The 19316-nt window shown below is 35.4% G+C and carries 18 protein-coding genes and 2 tRNA genes; 14 read left to right on the top strand and 6 right to left on the bottom strand.

Annotated elements, in window-relative coordinates; all coding sequences use genetic code 11:
- Positions 1-38: 38 nt before the first annotated feature.
- The 6 genes from OZP07_RS17690 (at position 39) to OZP07_RS17715 (ending at position 5843) form a co-directional block, all read left to right on the top strand.
- Positions 39-986 carry a PstS family phosphate ABC transporter substrate-binding protein gene (locus OZP07_RS17690; protein ID WP_281636150.1) on the top strand — a complete coding sequence of 316 codons (948 nt, stop codon included), beginning with the start codon at positions 39-41 and terminating at the stop codon, positions 984-986.
- Positions 987-1136: 150 nt separating this feature from the next.
- Complete coding sequence (gene pstC / locus OZP07_RS17695; RefSeq protein WP_281636151.1) at positions 1137-2150, top strand: phosphate ABC transporter permease subunit PstC; 1014 nt, start codon at positions 1137-1139, stop codon at positions 2148-2150.
- A gap of 4 nt (positions 2151-2154) precedes the next feature.
- A complete protein-coding gene (gene pstA, locus OZP07_RS17700) occupies positions 2155-3000 on the top strand; it encodes a phosphate ABC transporter permease PstA (RefSeq protein ID WP_281636152.1) in 846 nt (281 codons plus the stop codon).
- On the top strand, positions 2997-3758 hold the full coding sequence (locus tag OZP07_RS17705) for a phosphate ABC transporter ATP-binding protein (RefSeq protein WP_281636153.1): 762 nt from the start codon (positions 2997-2999) through the stop codon (positions 3756-3758). The genes pstA and OZP07_RS17705 overlap by 4 nt, the downstream gene beginning before the upstream one ends.
- A gap of 69 nt (positions 3759-3827) precedes the next feature.
- A complete protein-coding gene (locus tag OZP07_RS17710) occupies positions 3828-4583 on the top strand; it encodes a DUF2490 domain-containing protein (protein WP_281636154.1) in 756 nt (251 codons plus the stop codon).
- Between the two features lie 90 nt (positions 4584-4673).
- On the top strand, positions 4674-5843 hold the full coding sequence (locus OZP07_RS17715; protein ID WP_281636155.1) for a chromate transporter: 1170 nt from the start codon (positions 4674-4676) through the stop codon (positions 5841-5843).
- A 436-nt stretch (positions 5844-6279) separates the two neighbouring features.
- Here OZP07_RS17715 and OZP07_RS17720 read toward each other — a convergent pair whose 3' ends face one another.
- From OZP07_RS17720 to der, 3 genes are all read right to left on the bottom strand, one after another.
- Positions 6280-6789: a DUF4890 domain-containing protein gene (locus OZP07_RS17720; protein WP_281636156.1), complete on the bottom strand. Its 510-nt coding sequence runs from the start codon at positions 6787-6789 to the stop codon at positions 6280-6282.
- 121 nt (positions 6790-6910) lie between these two features.
- Entirely contained in the window at positions 6911-9703 is a 2793-nt protein-coding gene (locus tag OZP07_RS17725) for an outer membrane beta-barrel protein (RefSeq protein WP_281636157.1), read from the bottom strand.
- A 175-nt stretch (positions 9704-9878) separates the two neighbouring features.
- Positions 9879-11189 (bottom strand): ribosome biogenesis GTPase Der, encoded by a 1311-nt coding sequence (der, locus tag OZP07_RS17730; protein ID WP_281636158.1) that lies wholly within the window; start codon positions 11187-11189, stop codon positions 9879-9881.
- A 138-nt stretch (positions 11190-11327) separates the two neighbouring features.
- On the opposite strand from der, the gene OZP07_RS17735 reads away from it, so the two are divergent.
- Complete coding sequence (locus tag OZP07_RS17735; protein WP_281636159.1) at positions 11328-11831, top strand: hypothetical protein; 504 nt, start codon at positions 11328-11330, stop codon at positions 11829-11831.
- A 159-nt stretch (positions 11832-11990) separates the two neighbouring features.
- Here the strand turns inward: OZP07_RS17735 and era are convergent, their stop codons facing one another.
- Positions 11991-12872, bottom strand: coding sequence for a GTPase Era (gene era, locus OZP07_RS17740; protein ID WP_194643518.1), 882 nt, complete (start codon positions 12870-12872; stop codon positions 11991-11993).
- 117 nt (positions 12873-12989) lie between these two features.
- Between era and OZP07_RS17745 the strand changes: the two genes are divergently transcribed.
- Positions 12990-13062 (top strand) — tRNA-Met (locus tag OZP07_RS17745).
- A gap of 35 nt (positions 13063-13097) precedes the next feature.
- Positions 13098-13170 (top strand) — tRNA-Met (locus OZP07_RS17750).
- 58 nt (positions 13171-13228) lie between these two features.
- Here the strand turns inward: OZP07_RS17750 and OZP07_RS17755 are convergent.
- Positions 13229-14236 (bottom strand): ISAon1 family transposase, encoded by a 1008-nt coding sequence (locus OZP07_RS17755; RefSeq protein ID WP_432419569.1) that lies wholly within the window; start codon positions 14234-14236, stop codon positions 13229-13231.
- Positions 14229-14576 (bottom strand): ISAon1 family transposase N-terminal region protein, encoded by a 348-nt coding sequence (locus OZP07_RS17760; protein ID WP_281636160.1) that lies wholly within the window; start codon positions 14574-14576, stop codon positions 14229-14231. Before OZP07_RS17760 ends, OZP07_RS17755 begins: the two co-directional genes overlap by 8 nt.
- 423 nt (positions 14577-14999) lie before the next feature.
- Here OZP07_RS17760 and OZP07_RS17765 point away from each other — a divergent pair, with 423 nt between their 5' ends.
- From OZP07_RS17765 to OZP07_RS17785, 5 genes are all read left to right on the top strand, one after another.
- Positions 15000-15836, top strand: a complete 837-nt coding sequence (locus OZP07_RS17765) for an alpha/beta fold hydrolase (RefSeq protein WP_194642121.1) — start codon at positions 15000-15002, stop codon at positions 15834-15836.
- 1 nt (position 15837) lies between these two features.
- Positions 15838-16332, top strand: coding sequence for an RNA polymerase sigma factor (locus OZP07_RS17770; protein ID WP_281636161.1), 495 nt, complete (start codon positions 15838-15840; stop codon positions 16330-16332).
- Positions 16319-16888 carry a hypothetical protein gene (locus OZP07_RS17775; protein ID WP_281636162.1) on the top strand — a complete coding sequence of 190 codons (570 nt, stop codon included), beginning with the start codon at positions 16319-16321 and terminating at the stop codon, positions 16886-16888. Before OZP07_RS17770 ends, OZP07_RS17775 begins: the two co-directional genes overlap by 14 nt.
- Positions 16889-17856: 968 nt before the next feature.
- Positions 17857-18447, top strand: coding sequence for a TetR/AcrR family transcriptional regulator (locus OZP07_RS17780; protein ID WP_281636163.1), 591 nt, complete (start codon positions 17857-17859; stop codon positions 18445-18447).
- A 91-nt stretch (positions 18448-18538) separates the two neighbouring features.
- On the top strand, positions 18539-19276 hold the full coding sequence (locus OZP07_RS17785) for an SDR family oxidoreductase (RefSeq protein WP_281636164.1): 738 nt from the start codon (positions 18539-18541) through the stop codon (positions 19274-19276).
- Positions 19277-19316: the final 40 nt, after the last annotated feature.

The following is a 19316-nucleotide window of genomic DNA, read 5'->3' on the forward strand; positions in this document are numbered from 1 at the left end:
ATCAAAAAAAACATTTTAATTAAATAAAAAAAGACAAGATGAAAACATACAAAAAAACATTAGTCTTCATAGCGGCACTTATAATTACGAACATAACTCCCAATAAAATCACAGCACAAGATTTATCAGGAAACATAAGTATTTCAGGAGCATTTGCCTTATATCCTATTACGGTAAAATGGGCAGAAGAATTCAAAAAAGCGCATCCAAAAGTCAAAATTGACATTCAGGCCGGCGGTGCAGGAAAAGGAATAACAGATGTTTTATCGAAAGTAACTGATATTGGATTGGTATCACGAGATTTAAATAAAGCCGAACTCCAAAAGAAAGCATTTGCCATTGCAGTAACTAAAGATGCCGTAATTCCGACCATAAGTGCAGCCAGTCCTTATAAAGCGGTTTTGTACAAAAGAGGAATAAAGAAAGAAGCTTTAAACAATATATTCATAACAGGCAAATACAAAACATGGAATGCTTTAGGTTTCAAAAATACCGCTGCTATACATGTTTACACCCGTTCTGACGCTGCTGGTGCTGCCGAAACCTGGGCGCATTATTTTGGCAAAAAACAAGAAGACTTACAAGGTGTTGCCGTGTTTGGAGATCCAGGATTGGCAGAAGCTGTCAAAAGAGATCCTTCTGGATTGGGTTTTAATAATATTGTGTACGTCTACGATACAAAAACCAACAAGCCTACTAATGGGCTCGTACCAGTTCCTATCGATCTAAACAATAATGGAAAATTAGACCCAGACGAAAACTTTTACAATGATATCGACCAATTGATTGCGGCTATTGCTGCTGGAAAATATCCATCTCCTCCTGCAAGAGACTTGTATTTTGTTACCAATGGAAAACCAAATAACCCAATTGTAAAAGCTTTCCTTAAATTCATCCTTACAGATGGTCAAAAGTATGTTACAGAAGCGGGTTATATCAAACTCTCAAAAAATAAATTAAAGAAAGAATTAGATAAGGTAAAATAAATATCTTTTAAACTCTTTTTTTAGGAGCAATACCATCAGGCATTTTTCATCAATATGGGTCCTGATCTACGTTCCAATCTTTTGTTTTTAAAGCAAAAACAAAAAGGTTTTCTACTTCTATCAGGGCTAAAGATAAAAATCAGTACTATTATGCCAACATCAACAGATATAATCAGACTTAAGTCTGTAAAGAAAAAATCCACCCGAAAGCAGGTTTTGAAAGTAATGAGGAGCTTTCAAAAATTTTGCAGGGTGGCTTTCTATAATTCAATCAAAAACAAAAGATTACTCAAAGATAAATTTGTCAGCAAAACATTTCTGGCATTCACCCTGCTGTCTATCTCAATGGTGGTGTTAATTGCCATAGGTTTATTCTACAAATCCATACCGCTATTAAACGGTACTTCGCTTTCCAATTTATTATTCTCATCCGAGTGGAAACCTTTCAAAGAAGCTTTTGGTTTTTATTCATTTATAGTAGGCACACTTTGGGTAACTGCAATTTCTATTATTATTGCCTTGCCATTATCACTGCTTACTGGCATTTACCTTTCGGAATATGCGCATAAAAGAGTACGCAAATTAGTTTTACCATTGATCGAATTACTATCGGGTATTCCTCCTGTTCTTTATGGAGTGTGGGGAGTTTTGGTAATTGTTCCTTTAATTCAGGATACAATAGCGCCTCATTTTGTAGAATTTACAACAGGTTATTCCGTATTAGCAGGAGGAATCGTTCTGGCAATTATGATTTTCCCGCTTATCATAAGCATCATAATTGAGGTATTCGACAATATTCCTCAGGATTTACGAAATGCATCTTTATCTCTTGGTGCAACACAATGGCAAACTATTAAAAAAGTCGTACTTCGAAAATCTTTCGACGGAATAATCGCAGCTGTTGTCCTTGCCATTTCCAGAGCATTTGGTGAAACCATTGCCGTTTTAATGGTTTGCGGAAATCTGGCACAAATCCCCCAAAATCTATTCGACTCGGGGTATCCATTACCAGCTCTAATCGCTAATAATTATGGCGAAATGATGTCTATTCCCATGTACGATTCGGCACTTATGTTTGCAGCCTTGCTCCTATTTGTCATTATCTTTTTGTTTAATACCTTTTCGAGAGTAATATTATACCGAATCGAAAAAAGAAATACCTAACAGAATGGAAGCAAGAAAAATAGAAGAAAATATATTCCGATTTCTGATGATTTTAAGTACCATAATCGTCAGCAGTACTTTATTTATGATAGTGTACACGCTTTTTTCGAAAGGAGCTGGATCGTTAAGCTGGGAAATGATTTCGAAAATTCCAGAAGGCGGTTTCTACATTGGCAAAGGCGGCGGGATTCTAAACGCAATAGTCGGATCAATTTATATTACATTAGGTTCAACTTTTTTAGGACTTATAATCAGTCTGCCAATTGTAATCTACATTAATGTATATGCCAAAAAAAATGCCCGATTAGCAACGATCACCCGATTAAGTTCAGACATTCTATTTGGTATTCCGTCAATTGTATATGGTGCATTTGGATTTACAATCATGGTGTATATGGGATTAAAAACATCATTACTGGCTGGAATTATTACGGTCACTTTAATGATAATTCCAATATTAGTCAGAGCTATTGACGAAGTGGTTCGTGTAGTTCCGGAAGATATGTCTAATGCCGTTTTTGCCCTTGGAGGCACTCGCTATGAATCTGCTAAAATCATTTTGAGACAATCCATCCCAGGAATTATAACTGCCATACTGCTTTCTTTTGGGAGAGCCATTGGTGATGCTGCCTGCGTACTTTTTACCGCTGGATTTACAGATAGTATCCCAACTTCATTAGATCAGCCTGCAGCAACATTGCCACTGTCTATTTTTTTCCAGTTGAGCAGTCCCATACAGGAGGTTCAAAACCGAGCGTATGCAGCAGCGGTTATTTTAACCATTATTGTTTTAATCATCAACATTGCAGCAAAAACAGCAAGCAAAAATCTTTCAAAAAATAAAATATGATTATTCAGCCACATATAAGTATTCAGAATTTAAATGTTCACATTGGTGACAACCATATCCTAAAGAATATCAATCTAGATATTCCAGACAAGAAAGTAACCTCATTAATTGGTCCATCAGGTTGTGGAAAAACTACTCTTCTAAAAACGATGAACCGATTATTGGACCGCCAAGATGATGTGCGTGTAGATGGCCAAGTTCTGGTAGATGGCGAAAACATTTACGATCCAAAAGCCGAAGTAACGCACATCCGAAAAAAAATGGGACTGCTTTCGCAAAGACCTTTTCCATTACCGATGAATATTTATGATAATATTGCTTACGGACAACGGATTCATGGTAACAATAACAGGAATGATCTTGACGAAATTGTAGAGAAATACCTTCGTGGTGTTAACCTTTGGGATGAAGTAAAAGACAGACTAAAATCGCCTGCAACGAGATTATCCATAGGACAGCAACAGCGATTGTGTTTAGCGAGAGGACTGGCCATTGAACCCGAAATAATTCTGGGAGACGAGCCGACCTCAGCATTAGATCCCATCTCAACCCAGGCTATTGAAGAATTATTTTTACAATTAAAAGACAAATACACTATCGTTCTGGTTACTCATATTCTGCGTCAGGCCAGACGTGTTTCGGATTATATTGGTTTTGTTTACATGGGAGAGATTATAGAATTTGGACCAACAGAAGAAGTGCTTTTAAATCCAAAAGAAAAACTGACCCAGGATTATGTAAAAGGTTTTTTGGTCTAGCAAAAAAAATAAAACCTATTTAATACATAGAGTTTAATTACATTTGCCGAAAAAATTGAGATTCCTTTCATGAAAAGCATCAATATCTTTGGCCTTTTACTACTATGTATCATTGCTAATGCCCAGACCGAAAAAAATGTAGATCACCAAAGTCTGCTTTGGACACGCTATTTCAACCAGCTGACGATAAACGACAAATGGTCTGTACATACTGAATTTGACAATCGGGTATTCATAAATCCTTTCGAAGACAATTTGTTTTTGATTCGAATGCACGGGCGGTACAAAATCAATAAAAATATAGATTTGGGAGCCGGAGTTTCCTATTTTTCAGTGGCAACACAAGTCCCTGAAAGCACTAATGATTTTAGAACACCAGAATACCGCATACAGCAGGACATCTCGTGGAAACACGACTATGGTAATTTCACTACCCACCAGCGGTTTCAAGTGGAAGAACGTTTTATACACAATGCGGACAAAACAGGCTTACTCCCGGGAACAACTTTTACCTGGAGATTCAGGTACCGCCTGCAGGGTGAATATTCTTTCTGGCAAAAGGAAAAGCAGTATTTAAAAGCCATAGTGTATGATGAACTGATGATTAATGCTGGGCAAAGCATCGTAAAAAACACTTTTGACCAAAACCGGATTTACGCCGCTATGCAGTACGGCATCAATAAAAATATTGCATTAGAATTAGGTTATTTAAACAGTTTTCAGCAGCGGGCAAGCGGTGTTGATTATTTTGACAGAGATATTATCAGGTTTACCTTTTATCATAAAATAAAACTTACCCAAAAACACAAGACATTCACCAATTAAGATTTTTAAAAAGTTAAACCCAAAACTGATTGTTTTTTTGATTGTTAGTTTTTATGAATAAGGTAACTAACAAGATTTAAGAGAACAATTATGAGTACTGAAAAATTAAATTACACCTTACTGGATTTAATAAAATATTTTCTAAAGTTAGGAACTACTGGTTTTGGCGGGCCTGTTGCTTTGGTTGGTTACATGCACCGCGACTTGGTTGAGAATAAAAAATGGATTAACGATTCCGACTTCAAGGAAGGATTAGCACTCTCACAGCTTGCTCCCGGCCCATTGGCTGCACAACTGGGAATTTATATTGGATTTGTACACTTTGGCGTTTTAGGAGCTACACTTTCCGGATTAGCATTTGTCATTCCTTCTTTTATAATGGTTGTTTTATTAGGAATCGCTTATCAGGCTTATGGCGGTCTGCCCTGGATGCAGGCAATTTTTTACGGAATCAGTGCTGCAGTAATTGGAATTATTGCTGTGAGTTCTTATAAACTCACTGTGAAATCTATCAGTAAATTTGAAATTCCGGCTATCAAAAACAGCTGGTTACTGTGGATATTTTATTTTACCGCTATCGTGCTTACTGCAGTGACTCAAAATGAAGAACTGCTGCTATTTATCGCCTTGGGACTCATCTATATGATTGTAAAAGCACCTCCGGAATGGATCAGACGTCCTAAAACTGCTTCCTTCTTTTTACTTTCTACAGTAGGTCTCTCAACTATTGATCTGGGAAAACTAGGCGACCTTGCCTGGTTTTTTATCAAAGCTGGTGCCTTTGTTTTTGGCGGCGGACTAGCCATTGTTCCTTTCCTGCACTCGGGTATTGTCGCTGAACACCATTGGCTCACCGAAAATCAGTTTGTCGATGCTGTGGCTGTGGCCATGATTACTCCAGGTCCGGTAGTAATCACTGTAGGCTTCATTGGTTATTTAGTGGCTGGATTTACCGGTGCCTGCATTGCGGCTTTAGGTGTTTTTCTTCCCTGCTATTTATTTACGGTTATTCCTGCTCCTTATTTTAAAAAGATTTCCCAGAACAAAAGCATCAAAGCATTTGTCGACGGAATAACTGCAGGAGTTATTGGCGCATTGGTGGGCGCTGTAATTGTAATCGCCATCCGGACAATTATAGACATACCAACTGCCTTAATTGCTGCAGGAACCGCACTTGTTTTGATTTATGTAAAAAAAATACAAGAACCTCATATTATCGTTATAGCAGCAATTTTAGGAATTTTACTGAAGCTATTTTAATCAGTAAGAAAAGAAATCATTAAATAAGCATTATTATTTTATGAATTATTTATTTTCGAATTAACAAAATTCACAATACAATAACGTAACTTTATGTAAAAGATATAGTTATGAAAAATTATGTGATTAAATTGGTGTGGTTTACCACAATCTATGTCATGGTTTTTACAGCAATATATCAAGCTGATTTATTTCTGTCTCTTCCAGTCATAATGTCAATGTATCTTTTGGGTTTGGGTGTGGCACTCAGTATGGTTTTCTCTGCTTTTTATGAAGAGGAACACAAAACCTCAAAAAAAATGGAGCATTGAAAAATAATTCTAAAAAATATTTTTCATAACAGCCAAAACACATTTCAGAACACATTAGACAAGAAAAGTCCTAAACATAAAATTTATGTTTAGGACTTTTCTTGTCTAAAAAAACATGATTAGAATTAGTTTTCTTCTCTATTACCGCCGTTATTGTCTCCAAAACCGCCACCGTTATCTCCATTACCATTATCTCTATCTCTGTTTCCCCAATTACCTCTCGCCTCTCTCATTCTTTCCATATTGGCTTTCTCAATGTCTTTCATTTTTTTAAACTGCTCCGGAGTCAAAATGGCTTGTAGTTTAGCATCCGCAGCTTTTCTGTCTTCTTGCCTTTTTGCTTTTAAAGCATCTCTTTCAGAAGCCGACAATTCTTTTGAATTATTTCCCATTCGTTCTGCTCTAAAAGCTTCCATCTTGGCATTTTGCTCTGCAAGAATTGGCTTTATCAGTTCTTGCTGCTGAGGATTCAGACTTAACTCTTTAGTCAGTTTATCCAGCTGTGCCTGACCTCTTTGTTCAGGAGTCTGCTTTTCTCTTTTCGGCTTATTTGATTTATCTTCTGACTTTGTCTGCTCTTGGGCAAAAGAAGAAGCACTAATAACTAATAAAGCCGCAATAATTAACTTTTTCATATTCATTTATATTTAAGATTAAAACTATAAGACTATTTTGTTTTAAAATGGTTTAACCCATAATTCCTTAATATTTTATTAAAAAAAAACAATTTAAAAACAATCAGCAGTATTCATGAAATTAATCCATATTCATACCCTCTCTTCTGAAACCGCCGTAACCGCCGCCAGGAGGCTGACGTCTATCTCTTGGTCCGCCGAAAGTTCCAAGTTTATATGTTAAAGAAAACATTGCATATCTTTTCAATACTGTATTCTCTTCATCACGAATCGTCGTTGCAGATATTGTTCTGGATGCACTTTGATTCTGATTTAAAACATCATAAACTTTTACTTTCAAAGTCATTTTCTTTTCGAAAAAACCATACGACAAACTGGTGTTCCATAAATAAAAATCTTTTTTGAAATCACCTGAAATATTCGAATTGTAATTATAACCAAAATCGTTTCCGAAAATCCAGTTCTTTGGCCAATAATTAGTAGTCTGTATGTTTATTCTATGTACCACATTTGAGCTGGCATTTATTGACGAATTACTATACGTTGATTCGTTATAAGACAGACCGTAAGAAGGTGAAACACTAAGCAGTTCGCCATAATCATAGGAAACATACACATTTGGCGAAACAGCCAATGATTTTGCACTATATAAAACAGCATTGGTAAACCTTTTATCCAAAGAATAACTACCGTTTAAACGCAGACCATATCGTACAACGTGAGCATCCATTTTTATACTCTGTCCCCAGTTTCCACCGACACTAGTTCTATAAGTCCCTGTTACATTTTGATACTTAGTTATTCTTTTTCCGGTAACAGTGTCATAAATAGAAGAAGCAACCACTGCACTATCATAAAAATCCCCACTTGCAAATATGTTATATCCAGAACGGGTACGCATATCAAAATTTCTATAATTAATATTTACGCTGTTTACTTTGTTTACATTCAATTCTGGATTCCCTATTACAGTATTCAATGGATTTGCCAAATTGGCTACCGGCATTAATTGTGTTGCCGAAGGAAGACTGCTTGAGTAATTGTACCTAAAAGTAATGAACTTTGACTTATCAAATTTATACCTTACTTGTGCATTACCATAAGGCAGCACATATTGCTGATTCAAATCAGTGGCATTGTTCAGGTAAAGTGAATGATTATTGTAATCAACTATAGAAGTTTTGGAATTCAAAGTAAAAGTAAAATTGTTTTTTTCCAAAGTAAGACCCGCTTTTGGAGTAATCGAATTTTGACTTGAGGTAATATAATTTGTCTGAAGATTATTTAAAATTGAATACGTTTGAGCTGCATCATCATAATCATAGGTTTTCGCATCATTTACTTCACTGTCCCACCCTAATTCTGTTCCAAGTCGAATTCGCAGTGAATCAGTTATTGGTTCCGTAAATTCAATTTCGGCCGAATATGAGTCAGCAGTATTATTACTTTTTCCATTTTGATGACGCTCATCATTCTGTCTGTTACCTTGTTTAAAAACAGTTTTCGACTCATTTATTGCATCCGAATCGCTATTGGAATTAGTATTACTGAAAACAAAACTCAGGTTACGGGCTTTTCTTTCAAAAGCTTTATTAAAATTTATGGTATTCCCAAAATTAGCAGATGCATTTTCTTTGTATGAAGTCCCGTTACTTTCATTTAAAGATACACCATTTTGATCTGTAGCTGCACTAGAAGATTCTGAGTTGCTGTTGGTACGGGATTTACTGATATTTGGTGTAACAACCAGTCTTGTTGTTGGATTTATTTTATATTCAAACTCAAAATTAGCCTTATTTTCCGTGCCTTCATTTCTGGTTTTTGAAGTTGAGTCGGTAAAATTAGTGCTGGTTGATGATAAAAATTCTGTCTGCTTGGATTTCGATTGATTTTCATTAATTGTATTCTTAAAATCATAGCCAGCCGTTGTATTAAAAACTTTCGCCCACTCATCCGAATAATTAAAACTTACCAGATTAGTTGTCGTAATTCCTTTTCCAGATGCCGTGGCTCTAGTTGCCTGCCTGCTGTTTCGTCCGCCTCCCATATTATCAAACACTTCGTCCATAGCAAAACCGGTCGAATTGATATTATTAGCAGAACCCAGTAAACTTATTTTTTGTTTATTATTAAAATAGTTCAAAATAAAACTATTTTCATAACGGTCGTCAGTTCCATAACCGCCCATTATTTTACCAAAAAGACCTTTATTTTTCTTTTCATCAATAGTAAAATTGATACTGGAATCATCCGAACTGGCTTCTTGTTTAGACAGTTCTTCTTTTTTAGTTTTAAAATCAGAAATCTGAACTTTATTAATCATATCGGCTGGCATATTTTTCAGCAATATAGCACCATCCTTACCAAAGAAAGATTTCCCGTTAACCAAAAACTGAGTTACTTCCTTTCCATTAGCCGTAACTTTTCCATCTGTATCAACCTCTACTCCAGGCAGCTGTTTCAGCAAAGTCTCAACATTGGCATCAGGACGCACTTTATATGAGGCTGCATTAAACTCTAGAGTATCTTTTTTTATTTTAATAGGAGGTGCGTCATTTTTTACAACTACTTCTTTTAATGCAGTTTCATTTTGGGCTAAATATAATTTTCCAAAATCTTTATTTTCCAAAAGTTTATTCTGCTCTTCTGTGTATGTCTGATAGCCCATAAAATTTATCTTCAAGAAAACTGGCTTATCGTATTTTTTGGTATTTATTTTGAATTCCCCATTTTTATCAGTAGTCGTATATTCAACAACTGTTGAATCTTTGACATTAGAGAAATAAACCATAGCCGATTCCAATGGTTTTTGAGTATTTATATCATAGACAGTTCCTTTGATAGTAATATTATTTTGAGCATTAGCTGCAAAAAATAAAAACACAAACAGTAAAGCGGCGTAAATTTTAGACATATAATATTTTATTAAACAATATGACTAAGACATTGAACTTTACAAAAGGTTTAATTTTACATTCAATATTTATTTAAGAAATTTCCTTTTGAATTTATAAACACCCGTAAATAAAGCATAAATACACAAAAAAAAATGCAAAAAAAAATCCCGATTACTCAGGATTTTTAAATTTCTATTTCTCTCTAATATAAATATCGATTGGCACTCCTGCAAAGTCCCAGTTTTCTCTGATTTTATTTTCAAGATATCGTCTATAAGGCTCTTTTACATATTGAGGCATATTGGCAAAAAACACAAACTGCGGTGTCGGTGTCGGCAGCTGCATACAATATTTAATTTTTACATATTTTCCTTTAGTCGCAGGCGGCGGATAGGCTTCAATCGCTTTCAGCATGTATTCATTGAATTTTGAAGTAGCAATACGCTGCTGTCTGTTTTCATAAACCTTAACAGTTGCTTCCAAAGCTTTTAGCAGACGCTGTTTAGTCAATGCCGAAACAAAAAGAATAGGCACATCTGTAAATGGCATTAATTCTTTTTTGATTTTCTCTTCATAATCTCGGGTTGACATAGTGTCTTTTTCAACCAGATCCCATTTGTTGACCAAGATTACAAGTCCTTTACGGTTTTTCTCGGCCAGCCAAAAAATACTTTGATCCTGTCCTTCAAATCCGCGGGTTGCGTCAATCACTAATATACAGATATCGGCATGCTCAATCGCACGCACTGAACGCATTACAGAGTAAAACTCCAAATCCTCTTTAACTTTGGCTTTACGGCGGATTCCCGCTGTATCCACCAAGTTGAATTCGAAACCAAAACGGTCAAATTTTGTATCAATCGCATCACGTGTAGTTCCCGCAATATCGGTAACCATGAAACGGTCTTTACCGATAAGCGCATTGATAAAACTTGATTTTCCTGCATTTGGACGTCCTACCACTGCAAAACGAGGCAAAACAACTTCTTCTTTTACTGGCTCCGGTTTTACAGGAAAAGCTTCAATCAGAGCATCCAATAAATCACCTGTTCCGCTTCCTGAAATACTGGCGAAAGTAAAATAATCTCCCAATCCCAAGTTGTAAAACTCCACAGCATCTTTCTCACGCATCGCATTGTCCACCTTATTGACGGCAAGCAAAACCGGTTTGGTCACTTTTCGCAATAATTTGGCAACCGTTTCATCCATTGGGGTAATTCCCTCTTCAACATCTACAACAAAAATGATAACATCAGCCTCATCGATGGCCAATTCTACCTGTTTACGAATTTCTCCCTCAAAAACATCATCCGATCCGCGCACGTATCCACCGGTATCAATCACAGAAAACTCTTTTCCGTTCCACTCGCTTTTACCATAGTTTCTATCGCGGGTAACCCCAGACACTGAATCTACAATAGCTTCTCTTCTTTGTATCAGCCTATTAAAAAGGGTTGATTTCCCCACATTAGGTCTTCCTACTATCGCAACAATATTACTCATAATCTAAATTAGATATTAATTTTTCCGAACACTGCTTTCCAGTTTCGGCGTGCAAAGGTAGTGTATAAAAGCATGAATATCAATTTTTTTGGTATATTCGCCAGATTACATTTCCTTAACCACTTCATTTTTAATTTTATGGATACCAATAATGAGATCCGTCTGCGCCTGCGATTCTACAAAGAAGTCAATCAGGACATCGATTCGCTGCGTCAAAAATTCATTCAGTTTACCACGACAAAATCCCCAGATTTCATTCTGAAAATAAAAGAATACCATATTTGGATCAATATAAAAGGCTCTAAAAAAGCCTATTGGTCTCCTCATCTTCATATTGAAATGGAGTCCAAAGGCGAAAACCAGACCAACATCCGCGGTTTATTTGGACCCGATCCCGGTTTGTGGACTTTTTTTATGTTTCTGCATTTTATGATAGCGGGAACATTTATCATTTTTTGCGGTATCGCCTACTCCGATTATGTACTTAAAAGATCCACTTCGGGTGATTTTGTTGTGATGTCGCTGATGATTTTTGCTTGGTTTCTGCTCTACGTCATAGCAAAACAAATACGAAGCAACGGCGAAAAGCAAATGAATGATATTGAAAAAGTGTTTTTGGAAATTATTGAAAATAACCGCTAAGCACGCAAAGAATTAAGCAAAGTTCGCTAAGCTTTGCGTACATAGCGATTCCTTTGCGAACCTTGCGGTTAAAAAAAATCAGCATTAGGAAAACCCCCAAATACTGATTTTAAATTATTATTTTCTCCCGTACGGGTACGGACAAGTCGCGACCTGTCCCTACGAATTATACCCAAAACGCTTCAGCATATTCGCATTGCTTCTCCAGTTTTTATTCACTTTCACATACAATTCAATATGGATTTGTTTGCCAAAGAATTTCTCCAGATCCACACGGGCATCCATTCCCACTTTTTTCAAAGCAGCACCTTTGTGACCGATTACAATTCCTTTTTGAGTCTCACGTTCTACCATAATCAAAGAACGAATACGAATGATGTTATCATCTTCGAAGAATTCCTCCGTTACGATTTCTACTGCGTAAGGAATCTCTTTACTGTAGTTCAATAATATTTTTTCACGGATGGTTTCGTTTACGAAGAAACGTTCCGGTTTGTCCGTTAATTGATCTTTTGGGTAATAGGCAGGTGATTCCGGCAATAACGAAATGATTCTTTGAAACACTTCTGGCACGTTAAAATTCTGCAATGCCGATATTGGATAAATCTCTGCATTTGGTACTTTCTCTGTCCAAAAAGCCACTTGCGCTTCCAACTGCTCTTGATTAGAATTATCAATTTTATTCAGCAACAGCAACACCGGAATTTTCGAATGGATAATTTTATTAAAAAAAGCTTCATCTTTCAAATCCTGTTCTCCTATTTCGACCATATAAATCAATATATCAGCATCTTCAAAAGCAGATTTCACAAAGTTCATCATTGATTCCTGCATTTCGTAGGCTGGTTTGATGATACCAGGTGTGTCGGACAAAATCAACTGAAAATCTTCACCATTTACGATTCCAAGAATCCTGTGGCGAGTTGTTTGCGCTTTCGAAGTAATAATTGACAATCTTTCACCAACAAAGGCATTCATTAGCGTTGATTTTCCAACGTTTGGATTCCCTATGATGTTTACAAAACCTGCTTTATGTGACATTTCTATTATAATTTATAGTGCAAAGGTAGTCATATCAAGCCAATACACGAAATAAAACATTTTTTAAAGTTTCTATTGGATTTGTCAAAATTCAGCGTATCTTTGCACCCGAAACATCGCGGGATAGAGCAGTAGGCAGCTCGTCGGGCTCATAACCCGAAGGTCACAGGTTCGAGTCCTGTTCCCGCTACTAAGGTAGCCTTATTGAGATTACAAAACGCACATCGCGGGATAGAGCAGTAGGCAGCTCGTCGGGCTCATAACCCGAAGGTCACAGGTTCGAGTCCTGTTCCCGCTACAACGAAAAAAGCTTCAGAGAAATCTGGAGCTTTTTTATTATACAACTTTTGTAAAATTCAATTATTTTGGATCAGGTGCAAAAGTTGGGGATTATTAGATAATCTGAATATAAAGAAATCTATCTTTCTTACTCCTCTAAATTGACTTCTAAATGCTTTTATTTTGGCATTAAAGGATTCTGCAGAAGCATTAGTGCTCCTGTTATCAAAATAGTTTAAAATTGACTGATAATTAAGAGTTACCGTATTGAGTAATATATTAAAGTTTTTAAATCCTGATTCTTCTACATTCCTGTACCAATGTGCTAGTTTTGTCATGGCAACGTGCTTGTCGTTGTTATTATTGTAAATGCCTCGAAGTTGTTGACTCAAACCGTAAGCTTTCTTTATATCTGGATATAACTCAAATAACAATTGCGCTCTCTCATTTTGGTGCTCAGTCCATTTTTCGCGAGATTTATAAAGCACATATCTGCTTCTGGCTATAAGTTGTTTTAAGGAATCTCCATTAGGCAAGAGCTCCTGTATAAATGTGTTATTCTCTTTTTTGGCTTGCATTATCAATTGATTCTCAAGATCCATAGCTTCCCAGCGATGTTTGATTCTGATTTCTTGCATGGCTTCCAATGCTAATTTTTGAACATGGAATCTGTCAGTGACCTGTATTGCTTTTGGGAAGCATTTTTTGGAGATCAGTTTCATAGAATTAGCCATGTCCAGTGTTATCTCTTGAACACCACTTCTTTTTTTATAATCAATCTTACTGATGTGTTCTATGACTTGATCTGCCTTTGTTCCAGCAATAATAGCCACTAAGCAACCTTGTTTGCCTTTGAACTTCTTGTTGGTTACAATGGTGTAAAGCTCTCCCTGAGACAAAGCTACTTCATCAATCGATAAGTGTGTACCTATGTTTTCAGGGTAAAGAATCCACTGATGGGCATGTTCTCGTGGAGCCCAGGTATTAAAGGAGCTCAGGTGTTTTTTATACTGTCTTTGAAGTTTTTTTCCGTTGACCCCGAAAAACCTTCCGATGGTATGGCAGTCGGTGGCGCTGTTATCTATTGATTTCTTTTAAAAAAGCCGCAAACTCTTGAGTCATGCGGGTTCCTTTAGCAACTAAAGTCCAATCTCTTTTAAGGATTTCTCCATTAGTTTTATTAGTCCAACGACGTCTTTTGATATGTAAATACACAAACTTACCTCGTAGAGGGAAATCCTGAATGGTAATTTCATCCACAAATCCCTTTGATGCTAATTCAAGTGTATCAAACTCTTTAGGAGCTTTAGCTTTTTCTTCAAAGTATAGGTGCAATATCTCCTGAGTTTCATTAGCAGAAAACACCTCAAAGTGGTCAACTAAAAAATCAGACAGCATAAATTTCAAAAGATCTATAAAAGTCATTACAAATTGTTAGAGTGACAAATTTCTAATTTTTTTTCGACATTTCCTCCCCAGACTTTGTTCTTGATCCTTTAGATAATCTGAATAAGAAGAAGTCTATATTTCTAACACCTCTAAATTGAAATCTAAACGCTTTTATTTTCCTAGACTGCTAAGCTTTCTGAAAAAACTAAAAAAGAAATTAATAAAAGTGTTTCCGCCTCTGTCTATCCAAAAGAATGGATTTTTCTCTCTCTATTCTTTTTTATTTTCCACTTTTTCTGCACTCTTTTTAAATCATCACTTGCTTTTTATTAAGCTAAACTGCAGGATTTTAAACCTAAATTCTGAAAGCGATAAAAATATTTTAAAAAAAAATGTTTTTTTGAGGTAACAATTAACCTAGTACTGTATCAAAAGATAAACTTTAAAAAATTAAATCTTATGAAAACGAAATCTATTTTAATTATTACATTTATTCTTCTTATCTCAAAATCTGTTTTTTCACAAACTGCCTTCAAAGTAGAGGTAAAAGGAAAAGGAGCTCCTGTCTTGTTATTCCCTGGTTTTGGCTGTACAGGAGAAGTATGGAATGAAACAGTTGCAGAGCTTTCTAAAAATTACGAATGTCATGTTTTTACTTTTGCAGGATTCGGAAATGTTCCTCCAATTGAAGAACCTTGGTTTTCTACCATAAAAGATCAGGTCATTTCTTATGTAAAAACAAAGAAAATAAAGAATGCTACATTAATTGGCCATAGTTTAGGAGGTACTTTAAGCTTGTGGTTAGCCTCTCAAGAAACCAATTTGTTTAAAAAGTTAATTATCGTTGATGCTTTACCTGCAAGTGCAGCTTTGATGATTCCTAACTACAAAGGGGAAATTATTCCGTACGACAATCCACAAAGTAAAATGATGCTGGCAATGGATCAAAAAGCGTTCAACGGAATGAATTCGCAGTCGACTGCTTATATGTGCATGAACAAAGAAAAACAGAAAACAATCAATGAATGGATGAATATTGCCGATAGAAAAACTTATGTTTATGGTTATATTGACATGCTTAATTTAGACCTGCGAAAAGAAATTTCTAAGATTAAAATTCCGGCAGTCATTTTAGCTGCCACAAATCCAGATCTTAATACAGTACAAAACACTTATAAAGCCCAGTATGAAAACCTTCCTTCAGTTAAAATTTATTACGCAGCAAACTCTGCTCATTTTGTAATGTATGATCAACCTGAATGGTTTATGGATAAAGTAAAACTTGAATTAAAATAAGGTGGCTAAAAAAGAACAATTCAACGAGATCTATTACAAGAATTACAATAAGGTGTTTCGTTTGTGCAAAGGTTATTTTTGTGGAGATACTGCATTGGCCTCTGATGCAGCTCAGGAAATCTTCATCAAAGTCTGGGAGAAACTAGACACCTTCCGAAATGACTCGAGTATCAGCACCTGGATTTACAGGATTGCAGTAAACACATGCCTTCTTTATTTAAGAAAATCATCTTCAAGAAAAGAAATTAGGACCGATATTATGCCTCAGACAGTTTCAGAAACCTATTCGAGCGAAAAAGATGAACAGCTGCAGCAAATGTATCAATGCATACAAAAACTTGAAGAAACAAACAAAATGATAATCCTAATGACTTTAGACGGTTTAGAATACCAGGAAATATCAGAAGTAATCGGGATAACAGAAGAAACACTTCGCGTTAGAATTCATAGAATCAAAAAAAGTTTAACTCAATGTGTACAAAATGAAAACATTTGAAGAATTACAAAATATCTGGGATCAGCAGACAGAATCTAATACACAGCCAACTGCTTCCGAAATTATTAAAAAAGCAGAGGCGCATACTAAAAAAATTAAACGCAGTCATTTTTGGACCAGAGTAATTTTAAGTCTAACCTCATTAATATTAATCACTTATTATATTTGGGCAGGTGCTTATAGACATACACAGTTTAGTTTTGGATTATGTATTATGATTGCAATGCTTCTTATCCGTGCAGCCTTAGAATCGATCAGTGTAAAAAAACTAGAGGACTTAAAAACCGATGTTAACTTAATTGAATACAGTAAACTAGCGCATGAGTTTTACAAATGGAGAAAAAAAATACATTACATCCTTACACCTGTCATTTACTTGACTTATATTGTTGGCTTCACGTTACTTTTACCTGTTTTTGAAAACAATTTCTCAAGAGGCTTTTATCTTTACATCCTATCAAGCGGATATATTTTTTTATTAATCTTTGGACTATTTATGGTAAGAATAATCCAAAAGGAAATAAAGCTTTTAAATTTCTTAAAAAATATCACTTAAAAGAAAAAAAAACGTTCTTTTATTAGCTATCTAATTTAGATATAACAGTTTTTAATCTGGCCCTTAGAAATATTAAATATATCCAAGTGTGGTTAAGTAATTCTTTTTAGAAATCTTCCATAAGCCGGTTAGATATTTGAATGCTTCCCGCTACTGAGACCAACCCATCAGCATTTTGATGGGTTTTTTTATGATTATCATGTTCATCACCTCCCGTAAAAATTGGAATTAACTCAAAAATACGGTTCACTTTTTTGGTTAGATATTCTCTATTTTCTGCCCTAATTGACAAACTCTCTGGAAACACTAACTTTTGAATCCTTATCTTATCCTCAACATCTCCTCTTATTCAGCAATCACTGATGTTTTTGATTTTTTCTACTACTTTTTCAGCATGAATTTTCATAAAAAGATTCATGACTATCCGTGACTAGTACCATTTCACAGACTAAACCATTATGGACTGAAAGTCCATAGATTTAGTCAGGCACAGAATCGGCAAGGTTGGATTGCGAAAATTGATGAAATTTTACCACAGATTCACAGATAAAAAATGATTTTAAAATCTGTGAATCTGTGGCAATTTTTTTTTAGAAGCTAAAGCAAGATGCGCTGAAAGTGTATAGTTTTAAACTCTATTTGAGACCAATAAATTAGTTTTGATTTTTTTTCAAAAACTTTAGCCTTTATGTTCTTTGCGCCTCTGCGAGCCCAATTTCACGCAAAGGTCAAAGGGTATTTCAATATTTAGACTCTTGGTATGAATTACGGATAGTCATAAAAAGATTTATAGATCTGAAGTCATTTTGAATGGAATCAGATGTTCACTTTAAATAGGAAAAGATAATTAATATCATCAGAATTTGCATCAAATGTATCTAGTTTGAATTAAAATAAAACTTTTGGTATATTTTATTTGGCTTTAAAATATACTTTTTAGTATATTTGCATTTTTAATTACAATAATCATGACAACCAAAGCAGAAAGAACAAAACAATTTATTCTCGAAACAGCAGCACCACTCTACAACGAGAAGGGTATTTCCGGTGTGAGTATTGATGATGTACTGGAAGCTACCAAATTAACAAAGGGCTGCATTTATGGTCATTTTCAGAGTAAAGACGATCTTTCCGAACAGGTAATTGAGTATTCTTTGAATAATCTGGCGGAAAAAATTACGACTGCTGTCTTAAAGGAAACCACTGCTAAGGCAAAAATCAATGCGTTCATGGATTTTTATAAAAATCCAATCAATACCTATATAAACGGTGGCTGCCCAATGTTTAACACGGCAGTTGAGGCAGATGACAACTTTCCAGCAATCAAACAAATGGTTGCAGCAAGATTTTTAGCAGGACAGGAAGCTCTTTGTGAAGTGATGCAGCAAGGCATTGACAGCGGTGAGTTTTCATCCCAGCTTAATCCTGCAAAATTTGCATTTAAGATGGTTGCCGCAATTGAAGGCGGTATCGTAATTTGTCGTACTATAGATTCAGCTCAGCCAATGTATGAATTGGTAAACGACCTGAAAAAAGAACTTGAACAATACAGTTTGTAATTTTTTTTAATCAAAAATATACTAAAAAGTATATTTTAACAAAAACGCACGAAATCAATATAAAACAAAATAAATTTTAAAATAACATAAAATGAAAACAACAGGAAATACAATATTTATTAGTGGCGGAAGTGCCGGAATAGGTTTAGCAATCGCTAAAAAATTACATGCCGAAGGCAATAAAATAATTATCAACGGAAGAAATGAAGAGCGTCTGCAAAAAGCACTTTCCGAATTAGACGGTGCGGCAGCTATTGTAGGGGATTTGGCAAATGAATCTGACAGAATCAAGATTGCTGATGAACTGAAAAATAAATATTCAGATGTAAATATCATTATAAACAATGCAGGTGCTGCTTTTGGGTACCTTTTAAGTGAACAGACCAATGCACTTGAGAAAGCACAGATTGAGATGAATGTGAATTATTTTGCCATCATCCATTTTAACGAACTGATGATTCCTCATTTATTGCAAAAACAAGAAGCGGCAGTAGTAAATATTTCTTCGCTTGCAGTTTATGGAAGCCATAAATTCCTGCCGACTTACGGTGCTACAAAAGCGGCATTACACAGCTATACTGTAGCTTTGAGATACACTTATGAGGAACAAAAAAACCTTCAGATTTATGAAGTATATCCTCCGTTGACCAATACCGAATTTTCATCTTACATCGGAGGTGAAAATGGAATTCCTCCAAGTGAAGTTGCAGACGAATTACTTATTGGTTTAAAAGATAACCTGTTTGATATTCCGGTGGGAGAAACAAAAATTTACGCTGCAGCTGTTGGCGAAGCGATGGCCAAAATTGCATCTCAGGCAAATCACTAATTAACTTTTAAAGTGGATTTTGCTCTGAACAGCAAATCCA

Source organism: Flavobacterium marginilacus, assembly GCF_026870155.1.
In the GTDB taxonomy this organism is placed as follows: domain Bacteria; phylum Bacteroidota; class Bacteroidia; order Flavobacteriales; family Flavobacteriaceae; genus Flavobacterium; species Flavobacterium marginilacus.